The organism is Neobacillus sp. PS3-12, from assembly GCF_030915385.1.
GTDB lineage: Bacteria > Bacillota > Bacilli > Bacillales > Cytobacillaceae > JAEVLT01.
The window spans coordinates 166271-179406 of sequence record NZ_CP133268.1 but is presented as its reverse complement, the minus strand read 5'-3'; the positions used below and the strand labels follow the sequence as shown (position 1 = coordinate 179406).

The window sequence follows — 13136 nt, the reverse complement described above, 5'->3', positions numbered from 1 at the left end:
TATTTTTTCAAACATAGTGAAATCAACATTCAGTGATAACAGAGTTATTTTAATTAAAATAAATTCCAAGTATTTTTTACTTCATGAGAAAATAGTAGAATACTTAATAGGAGAATACTTGAAATTCATTTTCTGAAATTCTGTTTTTACTACCTGAAAGGGTTATTTTACGGTAGCCCATTGATACAAAAATAGTGTTAGGGGGAACAAAGTGCTACAGGAGGATTTAGCAAATATAGTAGATAGAATCTGCAATAATGTTGAAAATAGGAATATTCAAAATGAAATTAGCGATGAATTGATCAATTTTAAAAAACAAGTGCAGCATCCCGCTGATCATTTCCATTTGGTTACTGATCATTTAGTTTATATGATCGAGTCTGCTAATATCGTCAAGTCCATGTTAGGGCATTGTATTGAGGAAGAGTTTTTTCCAGATGTCAAAGAATTTACAGAGATCTTTTTGAATACCCAAAAGAAAATGGGAGAAGATCGAATTGGTTTAAGAGAAAAGTTCAAGGAGCTATATGTAGAAAAAGAGGATATTTCCGAATCAATCTCAATCTCTCAATTAAATTATGCTATATTCAAGGTTAAATTTAATATTGAGCTTGAATTTCTCAGCATATTTATAAATCCGGAAAATAATGAGTATATGAGTGAATTTTTAGAATATAATACGATGGTTTTTCTTTCAACTTTAGATAATGTTACCGATTCCTACTCGGCCGCGATGGTACAAAAAATGACACCATTACTTCAACTTATGAATGTGGAATTTTCGAAATAGAAGGTTTTAAGAAACCAAAATAAAAACTCTGCCTTTTAGTGGCAGAGTTTTTTTGTAGGGAGGGACCCCAAACCAAACACCGTTTAGTGATTGGTAATTTTATTAATCGGGTGACAAAAGCATTCAAGTATATGGTCGTTTACCATTCCAACTGCCTGCATAAATGAGTAACAGATCGTTGAACCGATAAACTTGAATCCGTCTTTTTTTAACTGTTTGCTCATTTTGTCGCTAATTTCAGTGGAAGCTGGTACATCCTGAAGAGTCTCCCAATGATTGATAATGGGATCTCCTCCAACAAAATTCCATATGTAGGAGGAGAAAGAACCGTATTCTTTTTGAATTCGCAAGAACGCCTCCGCATTGGTAACAACACTTTGGATTTTCCGTTTGTTGCGAACAATCCCTTTATCCTCCATCAAAGAAGCTAACTTATCCTCTGTATAATGGATGATTTTTTCGGCTTCAAAATGATCAAATACTTTTTTATAATGTTCACGTTTTTGGAGGATTGTCCACCAGCTCAATCCTGCTTGTGCCCCTTCCAAGCAAAGCATCTCAAAGAGAAGCCGATCATCATATACTGGAACGCCCCACTCGGTATCATGATATTGAATATACAAGTCTTTATCAGAAGACCAACCACATCGTTTAATCATTTATGTTCTCCCTTCTAAATAACGTTCCTAATAAACAAACCTTTTCTCATTATAATAAAAAATGGATTCGAAGTGGAACTTTATATTGTATTAAAGCGGAGAGATTGGGTCCATTAAACAGACATTCTTAATGATTGGCACGTTTGGAGGCATCAAAGTAATAAACCTTTTCCCACTAGGGGGATAAACGCCTTCAGTAAGAATCCAACTCCAATGTTGTGAACGATGATGTTTTCCAAGCATGCCCATTAAAAGCATGCTAGGAATCATCAGTTCTGACGGCATTCCATCAACACGATAGGACTTTTTCGAATTGAATGTGGTTAGGACAATAGAATCATCCTCAATACTGGTCACTTCAAATAAATCGCTACGTTTGTCAACACATTCATCAAGGTTTTGCATCATTCGCTCATGATCTGCTTCGAAATCCCAATCATCGTGAAAGATTCGCGGATAATGGATTAGAAACAGGGTATTTAACAAACGCTCGCATGTTTTCAATTCAGATTCAGCATTCAGAGCATAGTTTTCAACAATGGGATAATGGCTGGTTCCGTTTTTCTTATCAAGCCAGCGGACAAAAGTAAGCAATTGGCCTAGAAAGTTTTCGGTGGATTTTTCGTCTGGTGAAATGGTCATTGTGTGGGGGTAGAAAGTGAGAATTAATTCTTCCCAAAAGGATGGCTGACAATGTTTCCAGGAAGAAGGGCAGTTATCTTCTATACAATCGGTCATAAATTTGGAGAAAATCCGGAGAAATTCGTTGCGCTCTTGGTCAGAAGGTTTTTCGCGTTTGTAGGTAATTAAATCTTTCCCATAATACTCAAAAACACCTCGGTGCCTCATGTCAAACTCCGAACTAGTAGCTAGATCCATAAAAATTTGCTGCCGCTCTTTTTCATCCTTAATAGGAATGGTTTTAACCCGAACTTGAGGTTTCATTGGAGGGGGCTGCTTTGATTTCTTTCTTCTTCTAATCATAGACATCGACCAACTTTCTGGGGAATTTTTAAATCGAGGAATTTAAGAGAGAATTTGAGAGGACTATTTGTATTATATCGTTTCTTTCTAAGGAAAGGCGGAAGGAATTGTTGAAGTTTTGTGAAAAGCCAAAATTTAAAAAAGGTAACGAATCATGTCAATAAATGTTCAATCTTTTTTGAACTATATGTGAATTGTTGAACATAGTACTCTCCGTTAAAGAAAAAAGATCTATAATAACAATGTAATCAAGTTAATAATATTGATTTTAGAAAAGGGGTCTTTTATATGTTTAACAAATTTCTTAGAGAAAATAAAATAGCAGCCTATATTCTTACGATCATTCGTTTATACGTTGGTTATGAATTCATGTTGGCTGGCTTTGAAAAAATATCTGGTGGTAAATTTGATGCAAGTGGATTCTTAGCAGGAGCTATTCATAATCCAGTTCTAAGTCCTGCAAAAGCAGTTGAATATCCTAATTATGTAGGTTTCATACAGCATTTTGCCTTACCAAACGCACATCTTTTCAATGTCCTTGTTCCTTACGGTGAATTTTTAGTAGGCTTAGGTTTAATCCTTGGCTGCTTAACAACTGCCGCTGCATTCTTTGGTCTTGTGATGAACTTCTCATATGTAATGGCTGGTGTTGTATCATCCAACCCATTAGACATTCTTCTAGGAGTGATTATCTTAGCTGCAGGGTTCAATGCAGGCCGTATCGGTTTAGACCGTTGGGTGATCCCATTTATTCATAAATTTGCTGGTAAAGAAAAGGATACCATCAATTCTGTTAAACATAGTGCCTAAACGATAGGAAGGCAAGAATTTAAATAGGTCGTATAAAAAGGGGACTCATTTCAAAACGAGTCTCCTTTTTTTGAACATATCTGAGTTTTTCTAGTTGGAATTTGATTGATTTTCAAATAAGAACAGTCTTCAGCAACACGGGCCAGATTGTTTAGTAGCAAATTTAGCATCTATAGCTATTAAAATTACACATTTTAGTATAGGATCACACTTTTTGGCTTTTATTTCAGTTGGAAGAGGAATGTATTGTTTTCGTCGGTCTGAAGTATCACCACCGAATATTAAATCCTGTTTGCAAAATATTGGGGAGGCAGGTAATGTTCTTTTTCAAGGTTTGTCCAAATAGACAAACTTTAGTGATATACTGGACTTACTAAAAAATGGAGGTGCAAAAAATGAAATGGGAGCAAATTCGTGAGCATTATCCGGAACAGTGGGTACTTGTCGAAGCTATCTCTGCCTACTCCAAAAATTCAACTCGCCATATCGAAGAAATGGCAGTCATTTCAAATTTCCCCGAGTCTACTTCTGCATGGAAAGAATACAAAAATCTACATTTAGCCAATCCTTCTCGTGAATATTATATTTTTCATACGGACCATGAAACAATCGAAGTAAAAGAACAAAAATTTATAGGGGTTAGGAGACGACTCCAATGAATATTCAAATGGAAGATGGGTTGCCGATAGTTACTATCTCAATTGGATATAATGGGAGAATACTTAAATTAGAAAACGTACTTTTGGATACCGGTTGTTCAACCACCATTTTTGATACAGATGAAGTTGAAAAGGTGGGTTCATTTATAGACCATAAAAATGGAAGACCGAGAAGAATGTATCGCGTCGGTGGTGAAAGTGAATTATGTTATGAACAGACTGTAACACAGTTTGAAATTGATAATTTTCTTCTGGATTCCTTTCATATACAATTAGGAATAACAAAAGAGACATACGGATTCAATGGAATTCTTGGTGTCGATTTTATGATTATGTCAGGTTTAATCATTGATTTCAATGAAAAGCAAGCGTTTAGAAAATAGAAAACCTCATTTAGATGCGTTACGGTGAACCGTATCATAAGTAAATGAAGTTTGGTAGATTTGGTTCAAATGTTGGCGTGGTGTGCCATAATAAATAATCTGCCTAAATTCTGGATATATAGAGAGGTAATGGATAAAGATTGGTGCATTAAGGAGGAAGGGATAATATACGTAAAAGGGTTGGTCTCCGTAGACAATTCCTTTAAGTGCAGTGGCCATTTCTTTTTTGAATATACCAAAACGGTTTCTAGCAATTTTTTGACTGAACTCCCCACCATCTACATACACTCCTCCTAGTAAACTTACACGACCATGTGAATCTTTTTTCCATTCTGCCAACACTTCGTCATGCTTTTTGGGGTCAATGGATTTATCGTTGTACACATATCCAATATCCAAAAATAATTCGGCTGTAATATCTGAATGTGTGAGAGTATATTTCCTTCCTTCAACTGGCCGAGCGAAAGTAGCAGGCTGAATAAGATTTACTGATAATTTCTGGGGGCTAAAAACGGACATATAAATCCTTCCTCTCCCAAAAAATAAATTACTATGTATTACTTTATGTGGGTCACTAACAATATGATTGTAAAATCAGGTAATTGAATTTTGCTACTTCTTTATTATTAATAAATTCATGTCATTTAACAGTTGTAAAACTTCATTTCAATGATGTAAAGCCAGGGGTTTTACAACCCCTGGCCCGCCCCTCAATGTAAATTCGAAATAAGTGTTGTCCACTAATCATAATTTTGAGCATGTCGAAATACTTTTACCAATTTAATCGACTTGACTTCGAACCTGTGTTTCAATGCCCTTTATTTAGAAAAATTAGAGTTTGAGGTAAGGGATAATAATTATCAATTACCCTGTAAGTGAAAAAAGGGATGAAAGGGGTATCGATCGGTCGTCTCGATGCCCATAGAGTAGAAAAAATAGTGTACAAGGGAATTGATCCAGTGTCTCAATGCCCTTAAAGATGAAAACTCGGAGTTTAAGGGCATTGATAACGATTCTCGATGCCCGTGGAGCTGAAAAAAGAACAAGAAAGGGAATCGATAAATTTTATTAAAAAACATGGCAGAAGTGGTACATTCTTATGGTTGTAATCAGAACTCAACAGTTTCATTAATATCTGTCGATTTAGTACTTTGCCCTGTCATGCGTTTATAGAGAAAGGCGATTTTCTTCGTAAAATTATCGGTTTCCCAATATTCGGCTGCTTCCGTTTTTATCTTTATCAAGATAACGTTAGGATCATCATAAGAAGTTTGCATAATTTTCTCATATGCATTGCTTCACAATTCTTTTTTCTTGTCTAAATCCTCAACGATGCCTTCGCCTGGTTGTTGAGAAATGGACATCTTTGGACAAAAGAAGGCAAAATTTAATTTAGTCTTCTTTAAAGCGGACACAGATGAAAGACAAAACCATGCTAGGAAGTAATGGAAATGTCCTTCATGAGTACGATGAAGGACAAAACCAGGCTAGGAAATAAGGGAAATGTCATTCATGAGTACAATGATGGACAGAAGACCAATCCCGCTGATATTTTTTAAGCGCTTTACCTACCACAATTTCAGCTTCCCCGCGCATATACACATTGGCTGTATCGAAAAAGTTAATGCCAAGGTCGTAAGCCTTATCAATTGATGCAGTGGCATTTTGCTCTTCCACATAACCACCATATGTAAGCTAGCTTCCTAAACTAATTTCACTGACTTTTAACCCGGTATTTCCTAAACGGCGATATTGCATATTATGTAGCCCTCCCTAATTATTTCGTTATACAAAATAAAATTACTATACTTTTTACCGCACTGTCCAGTTTGTGAATTGGTAAAATAACTATCCAAATTATGTAGGTTTCTTACAGCATTTTACCTTACCAAACGCACACCTTTTCAACGTCCTTGTTTCTTAAATTGAAAAGGAAATTGACAGGCATCAATGTTTTTATAAGAGTCATAAGTTACGATAAATACTGACTTATATCTCCTTAATGGAAGTAATCTTCCACAGTTTTACTCGTTACCCTTGAGAATTGCCTCAAGGGTATTCCATTTAAGGCTCAAATAAAGCTAAAAATGACCTATTGCCTAGAAGTATTAATCGTGTTTTATAAACTAAAAAAGGATGTTTTAAAAATGAAAATATATACTAGGACAGGTGATACAGGATTAACATCATTGGTATATGGACAAAGGGTGCCGAAAGACGACTTATGTGTAAAAGCATATGGCACTTGTGATGAGGCCAATTCGATGATAGGACTTGCTCTTAGCTTTTTATTAAATGAAGAGTTCCAAGGAAAAGAAATATTTTTAGAAGCATTTCATAGAGTACAAACTTTAATGTTTCACGTCGGAGCAGAAATAGCAACACCTGCTGGTAAAGAAATTAAATGGAAAGTTTCTGAATCAGATATCAAAGAACTAGAAAAACAAATTGATGAGTGGGATGCACAATTAAAACGATTAAAGCAATTTATTCTACCGGGAGGACATCCAGCTGCTACCGCCTTACATGTTGCCCGAACGATGGCAAGAAGGGCGGAAAGATATGCTGTTTCGGTAAAAGACAAAGTAAACCCACTAGTACTCCAATATTTAAATCGTTTATCTGATTTTCTATTTGTGTCCGCCCGCTTCGTAAACTACAAGTTAAATGTAAATGAACCCGTACTGCACGAAAATTGATGGATAATCTTCATTTATAAAAATATGATGATAGCACTCATAAACATTGTAAGCATACGAAAACCTTTGTAAAAACGTTTGTTATGTCGAAAGGTTGCATCCTCTTGAAAGGACGTGTTTATATATTGGATGAATTCAGGAAATTAAAGTCGGGATGGGGGAATTATTACAATGAAGGGGCCGATGAATATACCCTTAAGTTGAAGGAAGAATGCGGGGTTTTCGGAGTTTATGGACATCCAGATGCTTCATCATTGACCTATTATGGACTTCACGCCCTGCAGCATCGTGGGGAAGAAAGTGCGGGGATTTGTACTCTTTATGACGACCAGTTTCTCAATCACCGTGGGATGGGGCTGGTAAAAGAAGTTTTCAATCAGGAAAAACTTTCTGAACTAAAAGGAAGCACAAGTATTGGCCACGTCAGATATTCCACTGCAGGTGGTAGCACCTTGGAGAACGCACAGCCGCTTGTATCCAAATACCATGGAGGCAACATTGCTGTTTGTATGAATGGTAATTTGGTTAATGCGGTGGAGCTTCGTAAGACATTGGAGGCAACAGGTTCAATCTTCCAGACAACAAGTGATACGGAAGTAATTATCCATCTGATCGCACACTCAAAACAAACTGATATTACGTTAGCCATTAAAGAGGCGCTGCAACAGGTCATTGGTGGATTTACTTTCCTGATTATGGTGAATGATAGGTTATACGTAGCACTGGATCGGAATGGATTACGACCGTTAGTAATGGGCAGATATGGAGATGCTTATGTATTTGCTTCTGAAACCTGTGCCTTAGATACAGTTGGAGCCACCTACGTCCGTGATATTTTACCAGGCGAGCTGCTCATTATTGATTCAAACGGTTTACATGTAGAGCGATTTACTGCAATGGAACAAAAGGCACTTTGTGTCATGGAATTTGTCTATTTTTCCCGCCCTGACAGCAATCTAAATGGGATTAATGTACATTTGGCACGGAAAAGAATGGGAAGGCAACTCGCACTTGAATCTTTCGTTGAAGCTGATATCGTGACAGGCGTTCCTGATTCCAGTCTTTCGGCAGCGATGGGTTATGCAGAAGCAACGGGAATCCCTAATGAGATGGGGCTGATTAAAAACCGTTATATCGGGCGTACTTTTATTCAACCAAGCCAAGAAATGCGCGAAAATGGCGTGAAAATGAAATTGAGCGCCGTCCGTAAGGTGGTGGAGGGTAAACGTGTAGTCATGATCGATGATTCAATTGTACGGGGGACGACTTCCAGAAGAATCGTAAACCTGCTGCGTCAAGCTGGTGCGAAAGAGGTTCATGTACTTATTGCCTCGCCACCGTACATTTATCCATGCTTTTACGGTATTGATACACCGGATCGTAATAAACTAATTGCCGCAACATATTCAGTGGAGGAAATTAAGCAAATAATCCAAGCAGACTCGCTTCATTATTTAAGTGAGAACGGAATGATAGAGGCGATTGGCCTCATGCAAGAAAACTCAGCCTCCTCCGGCGTCTGTGCCTGCTGCTTTGATCAGAAATATCCGACTAAACTATCAGCAGAGAATATTAAATCATTATCTTTCAAATAAGATATGTTATAAAGGAAATACCTCTACTAAAATGTTGATTAAAAGGCATTTGTATTTAAAATCGCAGAGAATTTATTAATTTATAGATTTACTTTTTATTAGAAGGATGGTAAACTTAATACGATTAAAAACAATATATGGTATTAGTTTTGTATAGGTACTACTAGATGTAGTTTAAAAGGGAAGTTCGGTGAAATACCGACGCTGTCCCCGCAACTGTAATGCTGACAATGATTCAAAGCCACTATGCATTCGCATGGGAAGGGAATCGGAGAATGAAGCAAAGCCAGGAGACCTGCCTATATAAAACAGAATAATCATTTCTTCGGGGATTGAGGAATGGAGACGTCGACATTTTTCAATCTCTGAACGTTTCCATTTTAGGCTATCTCTTTTCGAAGAGGTAGCCTTTTTCTATGACGAAAAGAGGGATTATATGAAACTTTATACGAAAACAATCTGTCCAAAATGCCTCTGGGTGAAATCCGAATTACAACGGGTCGGGCTTGAAGCAGACATCATTAACATTGATCAAGATGAACAAGCAAAGCAAACAATTATCGAAGCAGGCTTTTTAAGTGTTCCAGTTCTTGAATTTGAAGGAAAGTTTATAGGTGATGTAAAGGAAGTTATTTCCCAAATTGAGCTGATTGCAAAATGATTGCTTATGCGAGTCGAACTGGCAATGTACGATTTATAGCAACTAAATTAAAGGCCGAGCCAATTGAGATTTCTGAAGAATTAATGTTAAATAAGCCTTTTCTATTGATTACCTATACAGATGGGTTAGGTGATATTCCAGCAAAAGTTGTCCGTTTTTTAGACCAAAACGCAAAACTTTGTAAAGGTGTAGTTGCTAGTGGTAATAGCAACTTTGGTCATACGATATTTGGCGGTGCCGGTGATAAAATTGCAACGATGTATCATATACCACTCGTGCGCAAACTAGATTTACGAGGATATCAAGCCGATTATGAAGCCGTTCAAGAGTTTTATGAGACGAGGGTGAAGGGATGAAAACGTATTTAAAGTTAAATAATGATGTCCTTAATCGTTTTAGCACGACAGGACAATTAGAATTGGAAAAAGACCGTGAAGCAACACGCCGTTACTTTTTAGAATATGTCAATGTACGTCTGCGTTACTCTATTGATATTGAAGAAAAAATTCGTTATCTAGTAGATGAGGGCTACTATGAAAAAGAGTTTATTGACATGTACGACATGGAATTTATTAAAAGAATGTATACAAAAGCTTATGATTATCACTTCCGTTTTCCGTCTTTTATGAGCGCTAGCAAGTTTTACGATAGCTATGCCATGAAAAGCCGTGACGGGGAAGAAATTTTAGAAAAATATGAAGATCGTATTGTGATCATTGCCTTGTATTTAGCACAAGGGAATACTGAACTGGCAGAACGAGCAGTGGAAGTCATGATGGAGGCTTATCAACCTGCCACACCAACTGCTTTAAATAGCGGAAAGAAGGCCCGTGGCGAGTTAGTTAGCTGTTTTAAATTATCAATGGATGACTCAATGAATAGTATTGCCGAAAATATTGGTTATTGTTTGGAATTATCACGTCTTGGCGGCGGTGTAGGGGTGAACTTAACTGATTTGCGTCCATTAGGTGATCCGATTAAAGGGATTTTAAACCGTGCTAGTGGTGTCATACCAGTGGCTAAACTTCTAGAAAACTCATTTAGCTATTCTAATCAGCTTGGACAACGAAACGGATCTGGTGTTGCCTATTTAAATATTTTTCATGCAGATATAGAAAACTTTATTTCTTCGAAAAAACCAAATGCCGATGATAAAATTCGCCTGGCAACACTATCAACAGGGATCATTATTCCAAATATTTTCTTTGAACTAATGAAAAGAGATAAAGATGTTGTGTTGTTTAGTCCATACGATATTTTTAAAGAATACGGCGAACGTATGTCTGAGATTTCGATTACAGAGATGTATTACGAGCTTTTAGATAATCCTAATATCCGTAAAATAAAACGACTAAATGCAAGGAAGCTATATACAGAAGTAAAAAAGGCACAATTTGAATCGGGCTATCCATTTGAAATCTTTGATGACAATGTCAACGAAGTCCATCCACTCAAAAATATTGGTCGTGTGAAAATGTCTAATCTGTGTACGGAAATATTACAAGTACAGCAAATAAGTTTAATTACTGACAAAGATGAACCAAATGAATATGGCTTAGATGTATCCTGTAATTTAGGATCTATTGATATCCATGCAGCAGGTAAGGTGAAAGATTTTGCAAAGTTAATAAATACGGCCATGCGTTTGTTAACCAACGTTTCAAAAATGACTGACATCAAAAATGTGCCGTCTGTTGCCAAAGCAAATAAATTAATGCATTCTGTCGGGCTTGGAGTAATGAATTTACATGGACATCTTGTGACGCAGGGAATCTTATACGGTTCAAAGGAATCTATTGATTTTATCGATTGCTTTATGGAAGCGATGAACTATTATTCACTGAAAACATCAATGGAAATGGCTAAAGAAAGCGGCGAGTCATTCTATCGATTTGAGGTCAGTGATTACGCATCAGGCATTTATTTTGATCAATATGTGAATAAAGAGGAACAAGAACTATCACCCGTTGTGATAAAAGCACTGGGAAATATTCCACTCATCACGCAAAAGATGTGGCAGACATTAAAAGAGGATATCATGCAATACGGCTTATTTCATTCATACCGTATAGCTGTTGCGCCAACGGGCAGTATTTCATATATTCGTAGCTGCACAGCTTCCATTGCTCCTTGTACAGAGCGAGTTGAAATACGTGATTATGCCGATAGTCGCACGATTTATCCAATGCCTCATTTAACAAACGATAATGCACATTTATACGTAGAGGCATACGATGTCAATCCATATGATTTGATCGATTTATATGCTGCTGCTCAAAAACATGTAGATCAAGGAATTTCGATGACGCTTTATGTCACTGACAATTGGACAACCGAGCAACTAGCGAAAATTTATATTTATGCTTGGATGAAGGGGATTAAGTCTATTTACTATGTACGCCAACGATTACAAACATTAGAGGAGTGTGTGGCATGTCAAATTTAACGTACGAGGCGGTCAACTGGAATAAGCCAACGAGTGAACTTGCAAAAGTATTTTGGGATCAGCAATGGAAGCAAATTTGGTTTCCAGAAGAAATCGCCGTTAGTAAAGACGTTAAACAGTGGCAAAGCTTTGAACATCAGGATACATATAAAAAAGTATTTGCTGGATTGACGTTACTTGATACGGTTCAAACAAATATTGGCATGAATCATATTGCTGCCTATGCAACGGATTTACAGGAAAAGGCTGTTTTCACTGTTTTTGCAGCATTTGAAGCTATTCATGCGAAATCTTACTCCTATATATTTACAACCCTTTGTACCAACACAGAAATCGACGAGCTTTTTGAATGGGTGAAGAAAAACGAGTATCTGCAATACAAAGCAAATAAAATTGGCGATATTTATAACAATATAGAAGTAGGAAATTCAGAAAGCTTATGGAAAGCGATGTTTTCATCCGTCATGCTTGAATCCTTCTTATTTTACTCAGGCTTTTTCTACCCCCTATTTTTAGGTGGACAAGGTTTCCTGCGTAATAGTGCCGAGGTCATTTCATTAATCTTACGCGATGAATCAATCCACGGTGTGGCAGTAGGGTTTTTTGCTCAAAATTTATTCAAGCAATTTACAAAGGAAAAGCAGGATGAGTTGAAAGTATGGGGCTATGAACTTTTACTCGATCTGTACCAAAATGAAATGCAATATACCGATGATGTATATGCTGAAACAGGCTTATCACCAGAGGTTAAAGCGTATGTACGCTATAACGCTAATAAAGCGTTAATGAATGTCGGCTTCGAATCCATGTTTCCCGAGGAAGAAGTCAATCCAATTGTGATGAATGGGATTCGTAACGAAGGCTCTACGTATGATTTCTTTTCACAAAAGGGTTCTACTTATGCAAAAGCAAAAGTAGCTCCTATTACAGACGAAACCTTTCATTTTAATAGATAAGGAGAAACAATATGAACTTAGAAGTAAAAATCAAAAGAATTCATGCTGATGCGTTGCTTCCTTTACAAGCAAATCCAGGAGATGCCGGAATGGATCTTTATTCCATTGCAACTGTTGAGATCCCATCAGGAGAAGCAAGATTAATTCAAACAGGGTTACAAATGGAACTGCCAAAAGGAACGGAAGCGCAGATACGACCTAGAAGTGGTCTAGCTTTAAAACATAGTGTGATGGTACTGAATAGTCCCGGGACCATAGATGAAGGATATCGAGGAGAAATTGGCGTGATTATCATTAATCACGGAAAAGAAACATTTGTAGTAGAAAAGTCTATGCGTATAGCTCAAATGGTGATTCAGCATGTACCGTTGGTTCAGCTTAAAGAGGTAAATGAGTTATCTGAATCTGAACGAGGAGCATCAGGATTTGGCTCAAGTGGTAAAAAATAAGAGATATGTTTTGGACAATGCTAAACAGCAGCCCTTAAAGGCAAT

At 36.9% G+C, this 13136-nt stretch carries 14 protein-coding genes, 2 pseudogenes and 1 riboswitch; of the genes and pseudogenes, 11 read left to right on the top strand and 5 right to left on the bottom strand.

Annotated features, from left to right (window positions below; translation table 11 throughout):
* Positions 1-211 precede the first annotated feature (211 nt).
* The gene (locus RCG17_RS00995; RefSeq protein ID WP_308173444.1) at positions 212-790 is read left to right on the top strand and encodes a hypothetical protein; all 579 of its coding nucleotides are present in this window, start codon (positions 212-214) and stop codon (positions 788-790) included.
* A gap of 83 nt (positions 791-873) precedes the next feature.
* Here the strand turns inward: RCG17_RS00995 and RCG17_RS00990 are convergent, their stop codons facing one another.
* Together RCG17_RS00990 and RCG17_RS00985 are read right to left on the bottom strand one after the other, a co-directional pair.
* Entirely contained in the window at positions 874-1449 is a 576-nt protein-coding gene (locus RCG17_RS00990) for a DNA-3-methyladenine glycosylase I (protein WP_374120886.1), read from the bottom strand.
* A gap of 90 nt (positions 1450-1539) precedes the next feature.
* Entirely contained in the window at positions 1540-2394 is an 855-nt protein-coding gene (locus RCG17_RS00985; RefSeq protein WP_308173443.1) for a hypothetical protein, read from the bottom strand.
* A 327-nt stretch (positions 2395-2721) separates the two neighbouring features.
* Between RCG17_RS00985 and RCG17_RS00980 the strand changes: the two genes are divergently transcribed.
* From RCG17_RS00980 to RCG17_RS00970, 3 genes are all read left to right on the top strand, one after another.
* A complete protein-coding gene (locus RCG17_RS00980; RefSeq protein ID WP_308173442.1) occupies positions 2722-3243 on the top strand; it encodes a DoxX family protein in 522 nt (173 codons plus the stop codon).
* Between the two features lie 395 nt (positions 3244-3638).
* On the top strand, positions 3639-3902 hold the full coding sequence (locus RCG17_RS00975; RefSeq protein WP_308173441.1) for a hypothetical protein: 264 nt from the start codon (positions 3639-3641) through the stop codon (positions 3900-3902).
* Positions 3899-4285, top strand: coding sequence for a pepsin/retropepsin-like aspartic protease family protein (locus RCG17_RS00970; protein ID WP_308173440.1), 387 nt, complete (start codon positions 3899-3901; stop codon positions 4283-4285). The genes RCG17_RS00975 and RCG17_RS00970 overlap by 4 nt, the downstream gene beginning before the upstream one ends.
* A 6-nt stretch (positions 4286-4291) precedes the next feature.
* Here RCG17_RS00970 and RCG17_RS00965 read toward each other — a convergent pair whose 3' ends face one another.
* The 3 genes and pseudogenes from RCG17_RS00965 to RCG17_RS00955 form a co-directional block, all read right to left on the bottom strand.
* The gene (locus RCG17_RS00965) at positions 4292-4804 is read right to left on the bottom strand and encodes a staygreen family protein (RefSeq protein ID WP_308173439.1); all 513 of its coding nucleotides are present in this window, start codon (positions 4802-4804) and stop codon (positions 4292-4294) included.
* A 590-nt stretch (positions 4805-5394) separates the two neighbouring features.
* Positions 5395-5619 (bottom strand): annotated as a pseudogene (locus RCG17_RS00960) (pyridoxamine 5'-phosphate oxidase family protein); the annotation flags it as partial.
* A 205-nt stretch (positions 5620-5824) separates the two neighbouring features.
* Positions 5825-6043 (bottom strand): annotated as a pseudogene (locus tag RCG17_RS00955) (aldo/keto reductase); the annotation flags it as partial.
* A gap of 389 nt (positions 6044-6432) precedes the next feature.
* Here RCG17_RS00955 and RCG17_RS00950 point away from each other — a divergent pair.
* The 7 genes from RCG17_RS00950 (at position 6433) to dut (ending at position 13091) form a co-directional block, all read left to right on the top strand.
* Positions 6433-6984 (top strand): cob(I)yrinic acid a,c-diamide adenosyltransferase, encoded by a 552-nt coding sequence (locus RCG17_RS00950; RefSeq protein ID WP_308173438.1) that lies wholly within the window; start codon positions 6433-6435, stop codon positions 6982-6984.
* Between the two features lie 122 nt (positions 6985-7106).
* Positions 7107-8579, top strand: coding sequence for an amidophosphoribosyltransferase (purF, locus tag RCG17_RS00945; protein WP_374120934.1), 1473 nt, complete (start codon positions 7107-7109; stop codon positions 8577-8579).
* Between the two features lie 138 nt (positions 8580-8717).
* Positions 8718-8897: riboswitch (cobalamin riboswitch) on the top strand.
* A gap of 118 nt (positions 8898-9015) precedes the next feature.
* Positions 9016-9240, top strand: coding sequence for a glutaredoxin family protein (locus tag RCG17_RS00940; RefSeq protein WP_308173436.1), 225 nt, complete (start codon positions 9016-9018; stop codon positions 9238-9240).
* Positions 9237-9596, top strand: a complete 360-nt coding sequence (nrdI, locus tag RCG17_RS00935) for a class Ib ribonucleoside-diphosphate reductase assembly flavoprotein NrdI (protein ID WP_308173435.1) — start codon at positions 9237-9239, stop codon at positions 9594-9596. The genes RCG17_RS00940 and nrdI overlap by 4 nt, the downstream gene beginning before the upstream one ends.
* Complete coding sequence (gene nrdE, locus RCG17_RS00930) at positions 9593-11686, top strand: class 1b ribonucleoside-diphosphate reductase subunit alpha (protein WP_308173434.1); 2094 nt, start codon at positions 9593-9595, stop codon at positions 11684-11686. The genes nrdI and nrdE overlap by 4 nt, the downstream gene beginning before the upstream one ends.
* Entirely contained in the window at positions 11674-12642 is a 969-nt protein-coding gene (gene nrdF / locus RCG17_RS00925; RefSeq protein WP_308173433.1) for a class 1b ribonucleoside-diphosphate reductase subunit beta, read from the top strand. Before nrdE ends, nrdF begins: the two co-directional genes overlap by 13 nt.
* A gap of 11 nt (positions 12643-12653) precedes the next feature.
* Complete coding sequence (gene dut, locus RCG17_RS00920) at positions 12654-13091, top strand: dUTP diphosphatase (protein WP_308173432.1); 438 nt, start codon at positions 12654-12656, stop codon at positions 13089-13091.
* The last annotated feature ends 45 nt before the right edge of the window (positions 13092-13136 follow it).